The organism is Streptomyces sp. NPDC087310 (genome assembly GCF_044744405.1).
In the GTDB taxonomy this organism is placed as follows: Bacteria; Actinomycetota; Actinomycetes; order Streptomycetales; family Streptomycetaceae; genus Streptomyces.
Window position 1 is genome coordinate 1,285,606 of the sequence record NZ_JBIUYF010000001.1, and the last position, 14,267, is coordinate 1,299,872.

The following is a 14,267-nucleotide window of genomic DNA, read 5'->3' on the forward strand; positions in this document are numbered from 1 at the left end:
CGCCCCTACTCGCGCCGGAAGCTGAGCGTCTCGCCGATGGCCCCCGCCCGCCAGAGGTCCTGGCAGGCGTCGGCCATCCGGTCGAGGCCGTCGACCACCGTGCCCCAGACGATGCCGGGGATCCACCCCATGTCGCCGTTGATCAGCAGGTTGTTGCGCTCGTAGAAGAGGGCGAGATCCACGACCGTGCGGCGGCCCGCGGTGGCCTTCTCGTCGTATCCGTACGACGACGTGCCCAGCTCCGTGTCGGAGAAGGTGAAGTAGCACAGATCCCCGGGGATCGGGGTCACTGTCGGATTTTCGAGGGGTGGCTCCTGGGCGGCGAAGGCCGGAAACAGCGCGTAGATCTCGTTGCGCGCGTACTTCGCGTGGTACACGTCCGAGCCCAGCGGCAGTGCCTCCCACACCGCCGCGCAGGTGACCGGGGCGCGGTCGTCCAGCAGTTTCGCGGTGCAGTGCACGCCGCGCTTGTCCAATGACACGGTGACAAATCGATCGGTCATGTCTTCATGGTCCTCGTCCGGTCCCCCGAGTCAAGGGCACGCCGGATGTGCAAGATCGGCTCAAATTGATGCGCATAACCCTGATGGAGTCGGGTAGCCGCGCGCCCATGGCCTCACCACCTGAGAACACCTCGGAAAGAGCACCAAAACGGTCCATACGCAGACGTTCCTTGCTGCTGGGTACGGCCGTGCTGGGCGCCGCGGGGGCGCTCGGCGCCGCCGGATGCAGCCGGGTTCCGACGGGGGACACCCTCGCCCGGCTGAAATCGCAGCGCACGGTGCGGCTCGGGATCGCGGGCGAGGCACCGTACGGGTACATCAACGACCAGGGTGATTTCACCGGCGAGGCGGTGGAACTCGCGAAGGTCATCTTCAAGCGGCTCGGCATCGGTTCCGTACAGCCGGTCGCGACCGACTTCTCCTCGCTGATACCCGGCCTCAACGCGCAGCAGTTCGATGTCGTTTCGGCGGGGATGTACATCAACGCGGAACGGTGCAAGCAGGTCATCTTCGCCGATCCCGAGTATCAGATGCTGGATTCCTTCCTCGTACGCAAGGGGAATCCGAAGAAGCTGCTCTCCTATCAGGACGTGGTGCGCTCCAAGGCGAAACTCGCCACGGGGACCGGCTACGCGGAGATCGACTACGCGATTTCGGCCGGGATACCCGAGAAGGAGATCGTCATTCTCCAGGACCCGGTCGCGGGGCTGAACGCCGTCGAATCAGGACGGGTCGACGTCTTCGCCGGTACGGCGCTGACCGGACGCGAAGTGGTCAAGAACAGCCGAAAGGCCGAGGCGACCGAACCGTTCGCACCGGTCGTGGACGGCAAGAAGAAGGTCGACGGCGGCGGTTTCGCCTTCCGGCCCACCGATTCCGGTCTGCGGGACGCCTTCAACGTCGAGATCCACAAGATGAAGAAGAGCGGCGAACTGTTCCGCATTCTCAAGCCGTTCGGCTTCGCCGAGTCGGAGATGACCACCATGACGGCAGAGGAGCTGTGCGCATGACAGCCGGCCTCTGGACCCACTGGGTGCTCCCCGGTATCTGGATCACCGTTCAACTCACCCTGTACAGCGCGGCGCTGGCCACCTTCGTGGCATTCAACGTCGGAATGGCCCGTACGCACCGTTCGCGTACCGTCCGATTCCTCGCGGGCTTCTACACGGAGATCTTCCGCGGCACCTCGGCACTGGTGCTGATGTTCTGGCTCTTCTTCGTGATGCCCGGCCTGTTCGGCTGGGCCCTCGTCCCGATGTGGGCCGCCGTGCTGGCCCTGGGCCTGTCGTACGGGGCGTACGGCGCCGAGGTCGTGCGGGGCGCGCTGAACTCCGTGGTGCCCGCGCAGCGCGAGGCCGGTATCGCCCTCAACTTCACGCCGTGGCAGCGCATGCGGCTGATCCTGCTGCCGCAGGCGATACCGGAGATGATCCCCCCGTTCGGCAATCTCCTCGTCGAACTGCTGAAGGGCACGGCGCTCGTCTCGCTGCTCGGGGTGGCCGATGTGTCGTTCGCCGCCTATCTGGTGCGGCTGGCCACCCAGGAGAGCGCGCAGATCTACTCGATCACCCTGGTCATCTATTTCGTGCTCGCGTTCGTCCTGACGCGCGGAATGAAGGCGCTTGAGCGGAAGACGAAGGCCGGAATCGGCATCACCATGACACCGGGCACCCCGGGGACACCGGGAGGCACCCGATGAACAATTGGGACTGGTCCGCCGTCGCGGACTTCATGCCACGTTTCTGGGACGGGCTGCTCCTCACCCTCCAGGTCCTCGTCGTGGGCTCGCTCCTCTCCTTCACCCTCGGTCTGGTCTGGGCGATCGGATTCCGGGCGCCGACGCGTCTCATCCGGTGGCCGGTCCATGTCTTCACCGAATTCATCCGGAACACACCGCTGCTCGTGCAGCTCTTTTTCTTCTTCTTCGTCCTGCCCGAGTGGGGCGTGCAGTTCTCCGGGCTGACCACCGGCACGCTCGCGATCGGGCTGCACTATTCGACGTACACCGCACAGGTCTACCGGGCCGGAATCGACGCGGTGCCCGCCGGCCAGTGGGAGGCGGCCACCGCGCTCAGCCTGCCCGTCGGCCGGACGTGGATCGCGGTGATCCTGCCGCAGGCGATCCGGCGTATCGTGCCGGCGCTGGGAAATTACGTCATCTCGATGCTGAAGGACACACCGCTGCTCGCCGGGATCAGTGTGCTGGAAATGCTCCAGCAGTCCCGGCTGGAGAGCGCGGCCACCTTCCAGTACACCGAGCCGCTGACCGTGGTCGGTGTCGCCTTCATCCTCATCGCCTATCCGGCTTCTCTTCTCATGCGAGCCCTGGAGCGTCGTCTTGTCCGCTGACCGCACTGACACCACCGATACCGCCACGGACACCGAGCTGATCCGCTTCGAGAACGTCACGAAGAGATTCGGCTCGAACACCGTCCTGGACGACCTCTGTTTCTCCGTACAGCCGGGAAAGCACGTCACTCTGGTCGGCCCGTCCGGATCCGGCAAGACGACGATCCTGCGGCTGCTGATGACGCTGGTCAAGCCCGACGAGGGCACCATCACCATCAACGGCGACAAGCTGTTCCCCGCGAGCGAGAAGCATGTGCGCGAGGTGCGGAAGAACATAGGAATGGTCTTCCAGCAGTTCAATCTCTTCCCCAACATGAACGTCCTGCGCAATGTCACGGAGGCGCCCGTCCGGGTGCTCGGGCTCGGCAAGGACGAGGCCGAGGAGCGCGGCCGGGAACTGCTCGACCTCGTCGGGCTCGGCGACCGCTGCGAGGCGAAGCCGACCCAGCTCTCGGGCGGGCAGCAGCAGCGGGTGGCCATCGCCCGCGCGCTGGCGATGCGGCCGCGGATCCTGCTGCTGGACGAGGTCACCTCGGCGCTCGACCCGGAACTGGTCGCCGGGGTCCTGGACGTCCTCCGGGACATCGCCCACACCACGGACATCACGATGCTCTGCGTGACCCACGAGATGAACTTCGCCCGGGACATCTCCGACGACGTGATGATGTTCGACGCCGGGAAGGTCATCGAGTCGGGACCGCCGGAGAAGATCTTCACGGACCCGGAGAACGAACGTACGCGGGAATTCCTCGGCGCGGTGCTCTGAGCGCCTTGCACCCGGCGCACTGCGCCCGGCGTACGCCCGGCGCATACCCGACGGTCCGCGGAGCGCGCCCTGACCTGCACAGCAACCTCACACTCTGTTGAAGAACTATCCCCCTGGCATATGCCAGAGTGGCGCGGCCCAGTACAGAGACCTGGGCCGCGCCGAATCCGGTGGTCAACAGCGGCCCTTTTCCGCACCCTTGACGGTTATCGTGGGGGTGAGCTTGCGGTAACAACCTGCCAAGGGGGGACCGTGGTGCTGAAGCCGGAGCCGACCGCGCCGTTCCATTCGGTGCGGTACGTCCTGCGTGTGCTGGAGACGGTCTCCCGGCACGGCGGCGGCGTGACCGCAGCCCGTATCGCCAGCGAGAGCGGGCTGCCGGCCGGACATCTCGCGCCGCTCCTCGCCATGTTGCGCCGCGAGGGATACGTGGAGCAGGCGACGGACGGTGCCTATGTGATAGGCGACTCACTGACCCTGCTCGGCTCCGGCGCGGACCGGGCGCAGGTCCTCGAAACACGGCTCCAGGACACCCTCGCCGAGCTGCGCGACGCGATCGGCGCGGCCATCTACGTCAGCCGCTACGTCGACGGCGAGATCAAGATCACCCAGGTCTCCGAAGGCCCGCTCACGCCCGCCGTCAACGAGTACGTGGACTTCCGCACCACGGCTCACGCGAGCGCGATCGGCAAGTGCCTGCTGACCCAGCTCGACCACGGCAGCCGCAAGGAACATCTCGCCCGCCACAAGATCGCCCGGTTCACCTCCCGCACGATCACCAGCGAGCGGCTGCTCCTCTCCCGGCTGGACGGCCATCCGTCCACCGTCCCCGTACTGGACCTCCAGGAGTACGCGGTCGGCACGGTCTGCGCGGCCGTCCCGCTGACGGCCGGCTCGGCGGTCGGGTGCCTCGCCCTCTCCCTCCCGCTCGAACACGCCCACCGGCTGCGCGCGGCGGCGGAGTCGCTGAACCGCGGGGCGGCCCCGGTGGCGCTGGCCCTGACGATCTAGGGGCGGGGCCCCTACGGGCGCTGGTTCGGAGCACTCCTGAGAACCGGGTATTATTTTCGAGTCAGCAGGCGCCGCTAGCTCAGTTGGTTAGAGCAGCTGACTCTTAATCAGCGGGTCCGGGGTTCGAGTCCCTGGCGGCGCACCGACACAGGAAGGCCCCTCGCGCGAGGGGGGGGCCTTCCTCGCGTCCGGACGTGGGGGCCGGACGCTCAGAGATCAGGAACTCGCGATCAGGCGCTCAGGCCGGACGCTCAAAGATCAGGCCGCGCTCTTCGCGGTGCCGCCCTTCTGTCCGTCCACGCCGAAGATGTCCACCGCGTGGTAGTACGTCCACGCCGTCCCGTCGCAGGACGTCTTCTGCGCGCCCGAGTAGGCCGCGCACACCCGCTTCAGGTCCGCGTAGAAGGCGGAGTCGAGCCGGGCCTTGTTGGCTTCGAACTGACCGGCCGCCTTGTAGTTGCGGTAGCCGAAGTCATGCCGGGCACAGGAGGTCTGGAAGGGGAAGCCGAACGGGTTGTCCGGCGAGGACGAGCAGTAGTCCGTGGACCAGTCGAAGGCGTAGGACGACCAGGAGCCCTGGCTGCCACGGGCCGCGACCCAGGAGTTGTAGCTCGCGGCGCTCTCCTGGGTCCAACTGCTCAGCACCTGCGGCTTGTCGGCCGGCGCGGCAGCGGCCTGCGTGGCCGTCAGGAGGGCGGTGGGGAGGGAGAGTACGGCTGCTGCGAGAGGAAGTGCCAGACGTCTGCGCATGACGGAAAACCTCCGGGCATATGGGGGGAGACGCTCCCTGACCGGGGTGACAAGGAGCGCCCACAGCGTGAACTCCGCGGCTGTCGCACGGGTCTACGCGCGATGACCGATGCGGGAATGGTGCCCCAATTCCAGCCATCGCCAAACACCCTTTGGCGCACTCACGCCCCTTGGGAGCGGCGCCTGTTGACGGTCCGTCCGCACTCGCCCCGCTTGGTACCGGACCGAAGACGCCGTACTCCCAAGGTCTTTACCTACTGACTGCCCGTCAGATCAGAACTGGACGTCGGAGCAGGCGTAGAACGCGTTCGCCGTGTCCGCGACCGTCCAGACGGCCAGGATCATGTGCCGCCCCGACTTCGACGGGAGCGTGCCCGTGTGCGAGAGCGTGGCGGGCGGCTGCTGGTTGTTGTACGGCACCGTCAGGAACGGCTGGGTGTCCAGTGCCGCACGGGTGAGCGGCTGCGAAGGGTTCCAGCCGTTCTTGGTGACGTAGTAGCGGAAGTCGGTCGTGGCGTGCCGGGCGGTGAACTGCCAGCGGAAGGTGTGGCTCTGGCCGCTCGACAGCTTGGTGGTGGGCCACGTACCGCCGCGCGGGTCGTCGAGCTGCGCGAACTGGCCGTTGCCGCCCGAGCAGATCTTTCCGTCGGCGGGACCGGCCGCCGGGAAGCCCTTGAGCCCCTCGACACTCTGCGGTTCCCACTGGATGTTGCCGCAGTTGGCGACGGTTCCGTTGGCACAGAGCTTCTGGCGGCTGATCGGTGAGTCGGTGTAGCCATGGCTGCTGGCGCTGCCGGTGGCGAGCAGGGAGACGGCGGTGACGGCGAGGCCGACGACGGCCGCGCCCATCTTCTTTCGCATGCTTCGCTCCAGAGAACGTGGGGGAGTTCGGTGAGCCGTGCCGCACGCGCGCGCAGAGAGATTACGACTGTTGGTCTGGACCAAGTCTCAGAGTATGGAGGAATTGTGGTCGTGTCCATAACAACTCACCATGCGGTCCAGACCACTTGGCGGGCCTCCTGGGCACTCACAGCCGCGCCCCGGCCTCCTGCCGCCCCGTGTAGAACGCGACGGTGAGGTCCTTCACCAGCGCCTTGCGCTCGTAGTCGTCCAGTTCGACCAGGCCACGCGTCGTCAGCCGGTGCACCGTGTCGTCCACCGCGTCCACCACCGACGTCAGTACGGAGTCCCGGTGCCTGGCGTCGATCGCCGCGATCCGGCTGCGCTGCATCGCCGCGGCGATCTCCGGCGCGTACTCGATCCGCGTCGGCTGCGCCGAGAAGACCTCGACGCCGACGGGCCGGCCCTCCGCCGACAGCATCCGGGTGAGCGCGTTCCCGACCGCCTCCGCGTTGCGCAGGGTCGGCGCCTCGTCGTGGAACGCGTCGGCGGGAAGCTGCGAGAGCACCCGCGCCATCGCGGCCTCGACCTGCTCCCGCAGATACTCCTCGTGGTCCTCGACGCCGAGGGCCGCCCGTACGGTGTCCCGCACGCGCCAGACGACCAGGACGACGACGCGCAGCGCCGTACCGTTCGAGTCGACGGCGGGCATCGGCTCGCTGCGCCAGTGCCGCAGCCGTACGTCCACCCGGCGGCGCAGCAGCAGCGGGCTCACCCAGAGCAGTCCCGTACGGCGCACGCTCCCCCGGTAGTCACCGAAGAGCGTCAGCACCCACGCCTGGCCGGCCCGGCCGCGGCCCAGCCCGCCGAAGGCGAAGAGCGCGACCGTCACACCGAGCGCGAGCAGCGCCCACTCCACGATCCCGATGCCGTCGTACGGGTACGAGGGCAGCCGCAGCGCCTTCGTCACCGTGCCCGGCAGGGCCCCGGCCCACCAGGTCACGGCCGCGCACCCGAGCAGCGCGCCGAGTCCGACGAGCACGGCGGCCCAGCCGGGCAGCGCGGGGCCGGGGCGCTCGGTGAGATGCGGATCGCCGGACGGCGCGGCACGCGCGGGGACGACGGGCACCGGCGCGGGCGCGGGCGCCGGACGGATGCGGGGCTGCTCGCCGGTCCCGAGCCGGCGCCCCACGACGGTGGGCCTGACCGGTCCCCCGGCGGGCGCCGGCGCCTCGGCCTCGTCGCGGAAGAGGAGGTGGACGGGGATCTCGTGGGTGGACTCACCGACGATGAGCGGGCTCCAGCGGGGACGGTCACCGGGGGACCCGGGGCGCCCGGACCGTACGGAGACCCCGTTGCCCCGGCCGAAGGCACCGGGCCCCAGTTCGAGCGCGGGACGCTCGTCCCGTGGAGCCGCGGGGAGCACGGGGGCCGCGGGGAGTGTTGGAGTCGCCGGGGCCGCTGGGACTGCTGCGACTGCTGGGATCCCTGGGACCACTGAGGCGACCGGGTCCGCTGGGGCGGTCGGATCCGCAGGTGCCTTCAGGTCCGCCGGGGCCTCCGGGGCCGCTGGGACCTCCGGGGGCGGGGGTACGGCGTCCGCGAGACCGGCGGCTACCACGTCCTCGAAGCCGACACCGTCCTCGGGCTTCTCAGGCGCCTCGGGTACCTCAGGCGCATCAGGCACCTCAGGCTTCTCGCGCGCCTCCGACTCGGCCGCGTCGACCGGGGCCGGATCGGGCACGAGCTCGGGAGGCGGGTCGGGCGTAGGCGCCGGCTCGGGACGTACCGTGAACAGCCCTCGCAGGCCGTCCTCGTCGCCGTTCGGTTGCGGTTGCGGGGTGGTCGTCATCGTCACCGTCATCCTCGTGTCCGTCATGCGAAGAGTCGCCGCCAGGTCGCCGGGCCCGGGTAGCCGTCGGCCTCGGCGCCGCGCCAGCCCTGGGCCCGCTGGAACGCCTCGACATTGCGCCGGTCGGCCTCCGTCCACCGCGTCCCGGGGCCCGTGGTGTAGTGCCGGCCGAAGCCCCGCTTCACGAGCTGCTCGCCGAGCCGGAGCACGTACGGGTTGGCCGCGCCGGGCCGGAAGTACGCGCTCCCGGGGAACGCGGTGGTGTGCGGCGCCGGCGGCTTCGCGGCGGCGACCGGCGGGACCGCGGGGCCGACGACGCCCTGTCCGCCCCCGCCCACATCCCCGCCGGCGCCCTTACCCGCGCCCCGCGCGGGCGCGATGTTCTTGCCGAGGCCCTTCACCAGATACCGCCAGGTCCCCGGCCCCGGCAGCCCGTCCGCCGCCTTGCCGCGCCAGCCCTGCGCGAGCTGGAACGCCTGGGTGGCCCGCCGGTCCGCCTCGCCCCACCGGGGCCCCGGCCCCTGGGCGTAGAAGCGCTTGCCGCCGCGTTTCACGAGCATCCGGCCGAGCTGGGTGACGTGCTTGTTGTTGGCGCGGGGGCCGAAGGCGCTCGCCCCGGGGTACGCGGCGGACGCGCCGCCCGTGCCCCCCGTACCCCCTTCCGGGCCCTTGCCGTCGCCGCTCTCGATCACGCCCTTGTAGCGGTAGGGGATGTAGCGGTTGGAGTTGTTCCAGTACGCCATGGGCGTGGACTGGACGCGGGCGTGCGGTTTGGTCTGCTCGTACGCCATGTAGTAGGTGTGCGTGTAGTCGGTCCAGCCGCCGAAGAGCGTGACGTGCGACCCCTTGTTCGGGTCGGCCGGGTTGTGGAAGAGCAGCATGTCGCCGGGTTGCAGCTCCTCGCGCTCGATCCGTACGCCGAACTCCGCGAGGCTGCCGGTCCATTCGTTGGCCGCGAGGTTCCAGGCCATCGAGACATAGCCGGAGCAGTCCTGGCGGTACCCGTCCGTCCAGTACTTCTCCATGCTGTACGGCACCTTGGCGTTCACCCACAGCTTGGCGCGGTTGATGATCTCGGCGCGGGTGGACGTACGGGGCTCCGCCGTGGGCTTGCCCGAGCCGGGGCCGGGCAGGGGCCGTCCGTGGAGGGGCCCGCTGCCGCCCTGCGGTGTCTCCGGGTCGGGGTCGAAGGCCGCCCGGGCGGCCGGGCCGGCGGCGCGCGCCGGTTCCACGCCCGCCGTGCCGAGCGCGACCCCGGCGGCGGTCATCAGGACCAGCGCCCGCCGGGCGCCATGCGCGGCCGGGTGGCCGCCGGACCGTACGGGCAGTCCTTTGGCCAGATCACGCCGCCGCTCGGCGCACCCGGCGCAGGGACAGTCGAGAGCGGGCTCGTACTCCTCGAAGACCGGGACGGTCATGCGATCCCCTCCACACTCATCCTCATCAAGCTCATCGAGAGACTCTTCGTTCAAGATCTTTCAGCCCGGTGGCACGGGCACTGGCGAGTCAACTGTCCGGACAAATCGCATTTTGACGGATCGAAGGTAAGAAAAGACAATCCGACAGGCCGCAACAGCCATCAAATGGTCGGAGCCACTCCTCCCTGTCGGGTACAGTTCTCCAGGTCAGCAGGCGCCGCTAGCTCAGTTGGTTAGAGCAGCTGACTCTTAATCAGCGGGTCCGGGGTTCGAGTCCCTGGCGGCGCACGCACAGTGAAGCCCCCTCACGCCACGTGAGGGGGCTTCACTCATTCCCGCTCCAGCCGACGACTCGCGGAAACCCGCCAATCTTGGCGACTGCTCGCCATCGCATCCGTCACACCGAACACACAAATCGCCCAGATGATCAGCAATCAGCTCTTCTCTCCCTTGCGATCCGGACGATGGTCGGACAACCTATCCTCAACTCATCACCATCAAAGGAACACGCGATCCGCACAGTTGTACGCGGCGTGCCGAGTTGTTCCAGTGATGGCGATGCGGCGGGGCGGGGGCCCGTACGGACACGGCTTGCACGGTGTCGCCGGCGACATCGCGCAACCGGACCGGTCATATTTCCGGTCAGAAGGAGACAGAAGCCGCGATTCACATGCCCGGAGTGATGGCCAGGGGGCCACTCCGGACGGAACATCCGGACGAAAACTCGATCCATCACGCAGTACGTGTGCGTGCGGGGGGATGACTCATGACGTCGACGCCACACGGGCCGGACGGCGACCGGCAGGAGACCGACGCGTCCAGGACCACCCAGCTCCGCATACCCTCGCACCTCAGAAGGGCCGGACAGCAGCGGCCCCGGCCGCCGAAGAACGTCCTGCCGAAGTACGACTACGAGCACTACAGCCGGCTCGCCGGGCCGCTGACCAGGCCCGACGCGGACAAACCGTACACCGTGCAGTACCGCTCGCTGCTCTCCCAGGAGACGCACCGCATCCGGGCCGCCCTGCTGCTCGGCGCGGCGCCGCTGCTCTCGCTCGGCCTCTTCGCCTGGCTGATGCAGCCGCAGCACTGGACCGAGCGCGACCCCAACCTCAAGAACGACACGCTCCTCGTCCTCGACATCGTGATGCTCGTCTCGATCGGTCTGATCGAGCTGTTCCGCACCATGAATGTCATCTCGAACGCGCACGCGACGCTGGTGGCGCGTGACCCGGTCCCCGTCGTGCCCGAGAGCGATACGCGCGTCGCCTTCCTCACCTCCTTCGTGCCGGGCAAGGAGCCCCTGGAGATGGTGACGAAGACGCTGGAGGCCGCGGTCCGCATCCGCCACCGGGGCGTGATGCACGTCTGGTTGCTGGACGAGGGCGACGACCCGGCGGTCAAGGAGGTCTGCGCCCGGCTGGGCGTGCACCACTTCTCCCGTAAGGGCATCGCGAAGTGGAACCAGCCCAAGGGCGCGCACCGCGCCAAGACGAAGCACGGCAACTACAACGCCTGGCTGGACGCGCACGGCGACGACTACGAGTACTTCGCCTCCGTCGACACCGACCACGTACCGATGCCCAACTACCTGGAGCGGATGCTCGGTTACTTCCGCGACCCGGACGTCGGCTTCGTCATCGGCCCGCAGGTGTACGGGAACTACGACTCGTTCGTCACGAAGGCCGCCGAGTCGCAGCAGTTCCTCTTCCACGCGCTGATCCAGCGCGCGGGCAACCGCTACGGCGCCCCCATGTTCGTCGGTACGAGCAACGCGGTCCGGATCAGGGCGCTCAAGCAGATCGGCGGGCTGTACGACTCCATCACGGAGGACATGGCGACCGGCTTCGAGATGCACCGCCACCGCAACCCCGAGTCCGGCAACAAGTGGCGCTCGGTCTACACCCCCGACGTGCTGGCCGTGGGCGAGGGACCGTCCGCCTGGACGGACTTCTTCACGCAGCAGCTCCGCTGGTCGCGCGGTACGTACGAGACGATCCTCAAGCAGTACTGGAAGGGCTTCTCCTCGCTGCCCCCGGGCAAGCTCTTCAACTACACGATGATGATCATCTTCTATCCGATGTCGGCCCTCAACTGGATCCTGGCGGCGCTGAGTTGCGCGCTCTTCCTGGGCATGGGCGCCTCGGGTGTGCAGATCGACCCGGCGATCTGGATGATGCTGTACGGGAACGCCTCGGCCCTCCAGATCGGCCTCTACATCTGGAACCGCCGCCACAACGTCTCGCCGCACGAGCCGGAGGGGTCCGGCGGGCTCGCGGGGATGGCGATGTCGGCCATGTCGGCGCCGCTGTACGCCCGTTCGCTGATGGACGCCGTGCTGCGCCGTAAGAGCAGCTTCGTGGTGACACCGAAGGGCGACTCGTCCAGCCCGGACACCCTCTTCGGCACGTTCCGGGTGCACTTCTTCTTCATCCTGGTCTTCGGCGGTTCGATGATCGCCTCGTTCGTCTTCGGGCACGACCATCCGGCGATGCTGACGTGGGCGACGCTCGCGATGCTGATCACGGCGGCGCCGATCTTCATCTGGTGGTGGTCCCTGCGCCAGGAGAAGCGCGCGAAGCGCAGGCGCGGCGCGCACCGCGGCGGCCGCGCTTCCGTACCGCCGCTGGACCGTACGGCGCCGCTCGACCGTACGGCAGCACTGGACCGTACGGCAGCGCTGGACCGTACGCCGCCACTTGACCGTACGGCGCCGCTGCCGCAGTTCCCGCACTCCGCCGACCAGGCACCGGCACCGGCACCGGCACCGGCCGAACCCACCGCACCGACCGCACGGATTTCCCTTGGGGGACGTAAGAAATGAGCGCGATTCCCGTCCGGCAGAACCACCGCAGGAACCGGGCCAGGCGCATCGCGATCGGCGCCGCGGTCGTCGTCGCGGTCGCCGGTTTCAACGGACCCGCGCTCTACCGGTTCGGCTCGGAGCAGTACCACGAGTACAAGATCAACCGCCCGGACTACAAGGCGGCGAACGGCCATTGGGGCTTCCTGGACGTCCCGGCCAAGTTCCGGATCAACTCGATCCACGCCTCGCTGCTGCACACCGGCAAGGTGCTGCTGATCGCCGGCTCGGGGAACAACCAGAAGAACTTCGACGCGGGCACGTTCGAGTCGATCCTCTGGGACCCGGCGACCGACGCGTACAAGAAGATCCCCACCCCCAAGGACCTGTTCTGCTCCGGGCACTCCCAGTTGCCCGACGGGAAGCTGCTCATAGCCGGCGGCACGAAGCGGTACGAGAAGCTCAAGGGCGACGTCACCAAGGCGGGCGGCCTGATGGTCGTCCACAACGAGGATCCGGACAAGCCGATCACCCTGCCCGCGGGCACGGTGTTCACCGGCAAGGAGAACGGCAAGACCTTCGTCTCCAAGGACCCGATCCTGGTGGAGAAGGCCACGAAGGTCTTCGACAAGACCACCGGCGCGTACCTGCGCAACGACGCCGGGCTGGGCCGGGTCTACGTCGAGGCGCGCCAGTCCGGCGCGAAGTACGAGACCGGCGCCGAGGACAACTACCGGGTGCACGGCATGAAGGGCTCCGACGCCCGCAACGTGTACGGCATCGGGCAGAAGCTGGCGCTCGACAAGAAGGACTTCCAGGGGATCAAGGAAGCGTACGAGTTCGACCCGGTCGCGGAGAAGTACATCAGCGTCGACCCGATGAACGAGGCCCGCTGGTACCCCACGCTGACCACGCTCAAGGACGGCAAGGTCCTGGCGCTCTCGGGGCTCGACGAGATCGGCCAGCTCGTCCCCGGCAAGAACGAGATCTACGACCCGAAGAAGAAGACCTGGAAGTACACCGGGGACATCCGGAAGTTCCCCACGTACCCCGCGGTCTTCCTGATGGACGACGGGAAGCTCTTCTACAGCGGCTCCAACTCCGGTTACGGGCCCGCCGATGTCGGCCGTGACCCGGGGATCTGGGACCTGGAGACCAACAAGTTCGACAAGGTCCCCGGACTGGGCGACCCGGACCAGATGGAGACCTCCGCGACGGTGATGCTGCCGCCCGCCCAGGACCAGAAGTTCATGGTGATCGGCGGCGGCGGGATCGGCGAGTCCGAGAAGTCCAGCGACAAGTCCCGGCTGGTCGACCTGAAGGACGCCGACCCGCGCTTCAAGGACGGCCCGACGCTGGAGCGGGGTACCCGCTACCCGAGCGCGTCCCTGCTGCCCGACGACAGCGTGCTGGTCACGGGCGGCTCGGAGGACTACCGGGGACGCGGCGGCTCGAACGTACTCCAGGCGCGGATGTTCGACCCGGCGTCGAACGCGTACACGCGGGTGGCCGACCCGGCGGTGGGCCGCAACTACCACTCCGGGTCCCTGCTGCTGCCCGACGGCCGCGTCATGATCTTCGGCTCGGACTCGCTCTACGCGGACAAGGCCAACACCAAGCCGGGCGTCTTCGAGCAGCGCATCGAGATCTACACGCCGCCGTACCTCTACCGGGACACGGCGCCGGAGGTCACGGACGGGCCGAAGGCCGTGAAGCGCGGCGGCTCCGCGGTCTTCAAGGTGAAGGACCCGGGCGCGGTCACGACGGCGAAGCTGATGCGGCCGAGCGCGGTCACCCATGTCACCGACGTCGAACAGCGCACGGTGGCGCTGGACTTCAAGAAGACGGCGGACGGTGTCGAGGTCACGGTGCCGAAGAACAGCGCGCTGGTGCCGTCGGGGTGGTACATGCTCTTCGTGACGGACGGGGAGGGCACACCGTCGAAGGCGGTGTGGGTGGAGATTCCCTGACTCCT

12 protein-coding genes and 2 tRNA genes are annotated in these 14,267 nt (G+C 68.4%); 9 read left to right on the top strand and 5 right to left on the bottom strand.

Annotated elements, in window-relative coordinates:
- Nucleotides 1-5: 5 nt before the first annotated feature.
- Nucleotides 6-503 carry a DUF3830 family protein gene (locus ACIO3P_RS05220; RefSeq protein ID WP_329826924.1) on the bottom strand — a complete coding sequence of 166 codons (498 nt, stop codon included), beginning with the start codon at nucleotides 501-503 and terminating at the stop codon, nucleotides 6-8.
- Nucleotides 504-610: 107 nt separating this feature from the next.
- On the opposite strand from ACIO3P_RS05220, the gene ehuB reads away from it, so the two are divergent.
- The 6 genes from ehuB to ACIO3P_RS05250 all read left to right on the top strand — a co-directional run bounded on the left by ehuB (nucleotide 611) and on the right by ACIO3P_RS05250 (nucleotide 4,771).
- The gene (gene ehuB / locus ACIO3P_RS05225) at nucleotides 611-1,513 is read left to right on the top strand and encodes an ectoine/hydroxyectoine ABC transporter substrate-binding protein EhuB (protein WP_329826923.1); all 903 of its coding nucleotides are present in this window, start codon (nucleotides 611-613) and stop codon (nucleotides 1,511-1,513) included.
- Nucleotides 1,510-2,202, top strand: a complete 693-nt coding sequence (gene ehuC / locus ACIO3P_RS05230) for an ectoine/hydroxyectoine ABC transporter permease subunit EhuC (protein ID WP_401855121.1) — start codon at nucleotides 1,510-1,512, stop codon at nucleotides 2,200-2,202. Before ehuB ends, ehuC begins: the two co-directional genes overlap by 4 nt.
- Entirely contained in the window at nucleotides 2,199-2,852 is a 654-nt protein-coding gene (gene ehuD / locus ACIO3P_RS05235) for an ectoine/hydroxyectoine ABC transporter permease subunit EhuD (RefSeq protein WP_329826921.1), read from the top strand. The genes ehuC and ehuD overlap by 4 nt, the downstream gene beginning before the upstream one ends.
- Nucleotides 2,842-3,618: an ectoine/hydroxyectoine ABC transporter ATP-binding protein EhuA gene (gene ehuA / locus ACIO3P_RS05240; protein WP_329826920.1), complete on the top strand. Its 777-nt coding sequence runs from the start codon at nucleotides 2,842-2,844 to the stop codon at nucleotides 3,616-3,618. The genes ehuD and ehuA overlap by 11 nt, the downstream gene beginning before the upstream one ends.
- Before the next feature lie 252 nt (nucleotides 3,619-3,870).
- Nucleotides 3,871-4,629: an IclR family transcriptional regulator C-terminal domain-containing protein gene (locus ACIO3P_RS05245; protein ID WP_329826919.1), complete on the top strand. Its 759-nt coding sequence runs from the start codon at nucleotides 3,871-3,873 to the stop codon at nucleotides 4,627-4,629.
- A gap of 68 nt (nucleotides 4,630-4,697) precedes the next feature.
- Nucleotides 4,698-4,771 (top strand) — tRNA-Lys (locus ACIO3P_RS05250).
- A 116-nt stretch (nucleotides 4,772-4,887) separates the two neighbouring features.
- Here ACIO3P_RS05250 and ACIO3P_RS05255 read toward each other — a convergent pair.
- The 4 genes from ACIO3P_RS05255 to ACIO3P_RS05270 all read right to left on the bottom strand — a co-directional run bounded on the left by ACIO3P_RS05255 (nucleotide 4,888) and on the right by ACIO3P_RS05270 (nucleotide 9,489).
- Nucleotides 4,888-5,379 carry a phospholipase gene (locus ACIO3P_RS05255; protein WP_329826918.1) on the bottom strand — a complete coding sequence of 164 codons (492 nt, stop codon included), beginning with the start codon at nucleotides 5,377-5,379 and terminating at the stop codon, nucleotides 4,888-4,890.
- A 273-nt stretch (nucleotides 5,380-5,652) separates the two neighbouring features.
- Entirely contained in the window at nucleotides 5,653-6,240 is a 588-nt protein-coding gene (locus ACIO3P_RS05260; protein ID WP_329826917.1) for a lytic polysaccharide monooxygenase, read from the bottom strand.
- Nucleotides 6,241-6,406: 166 nt separating this feature from the next.
- The gene (locus tag ACIO3P_RS05265; protein WP_401855123.1) at nucleotides 6,407-7,645 is read right to left on the bottom strand and encodes an SPFH domain-containing protein; all 1,239 of its coding nucleotides are present in this window, start codon (nucleotides 7,643-7,645) and stop codon (nucleotides 6,407-6,409) included.
- Between the two features lie 449 nt (nucleotides 7,646-8,094).
- A complete protein-coding gene (locus ACIO3P_RS05270) occupies nucleotides 8,095-9,489 on the bottom strand; it encodes a peptidoglycan-binding protein (RefSeq protein ID WP_329826916.1) in 1,395 nt (464 codons plus the stop codon).
- A gap of 214 nt (nucleotides 9,490-9,703) precedes the next feature.
- On the opposite strand from ACIO3P_RS05270, the gene ACIO3P_RS05275 reads away from it, so the two are divergent.
- The 3 genes from ACIO3P_RS05275 (at nucleotide 9,704) to ACIO3P_RS05285 (ending at nucleotide 14,262) form a co-directional block, all read left to right on the top strand.
- Nucleotides 9,704-9,777: transfer RNA gene (locus tag ACIO3P_RS05275), tRNA-Lys, on the top strand.
- A gap of 478 nt (nucleotides 9,778-10,255) precedes the next feature.
- A complete protein-coding gene (locus ACIO3P_RS05280; RefSeq protein ID WP_401855125.1) occupies nucleotides 10,256-12,313 on the top strand; it encodes a glycosyltransferase family 2 protein in 2,058 nt (685 codons plus the stop codon).
- Nucleotides 12,310-14,262: a galactose oxidase-like domain-containing protein gene (locus ACIO3P_RS05285; protein ID WP_329826914.1), complete on the top strand. Its 1,953-nt coding sequence runs from the start codon at nucleotides 12,310-12,312 to the stop codon at nucleotides 14,260-14,262. Before ACIO3P_RS05280 ends, ACIO3P_RS05285 begins: the two co-directional genes overlap by 4 nt.
- The last annotated feature ends 5 nt before the right edge of the window (nucleotides 14,263-14,267 follow it).

Excerpts from the sequence above, each read along its gene's own strand:
- ACIO3P_RS05220 (WP_329826924.1), bottom strand. The coding sequence starts at position 503 with ATGACCGATCGATTTGTCACCGTGTCATTGGACAAGCGCGGCGTGCAC.
- ehuB (WP_329826923.1), top strand. The coding sequence starts at position 611 with ATGGCCTCACCACCTGAGAACACCTCGGAAAGAGCACCAAAACGGTCC.
- ehuC (WP_401855121.1), top strand. The coding sequence starts at position 1,510 with ATGACAGCCGGCCTCTGGACCCACTGGGTGCTCCCCGGTATCTGGATC.
- ehuD (WP_329826921.1), top strand. The coding sequence starts at position 2,199 with ATGAACAATTGGGACTGGTCCGCCGTCGCGGACTTCATGCCACGTTTC.
- ACIO3P_RS05255 (WP_329826918.1), bottom strand. The coding sequence starts at position 5,379 with ATGCGCAGACGTCTGGCACTTCCTCTCGCAGCAGCCGTACTCTCCCTC.
- ACIO3P_RS05260 (WP_329826917.1), bottom strand. The coding sequence starts at position 6,240 with ATGCGAAAGAAGATGGGCGCGGCCGTCGTCGGCCTCGCCGTCACCGCC.
- ACIO3P_RS05270 (WP_329826916.1), bottom strand. The coding sequence starts at position 9,489 with ATGACCGTCCCGGTCTTCGAGGAGTACGAGCCCGCTCTCGACTGTCCC.
- ACIO3P_RS05280 (WP_401855125.1), top strand. The coding sequence starts at position 10,256 with ATGACGTCGACGCCACACGGGCCGGACGGCGACCGGCAGGAGACCGAC.
- ACIO3P_RS05285 (WP_329826914.1), top strand. The coding sequence starts at position 12,310 with ATGAGCGCGATTCCCGTCCGGCAGAACCACCGCAGGAACCGGGCCAGG.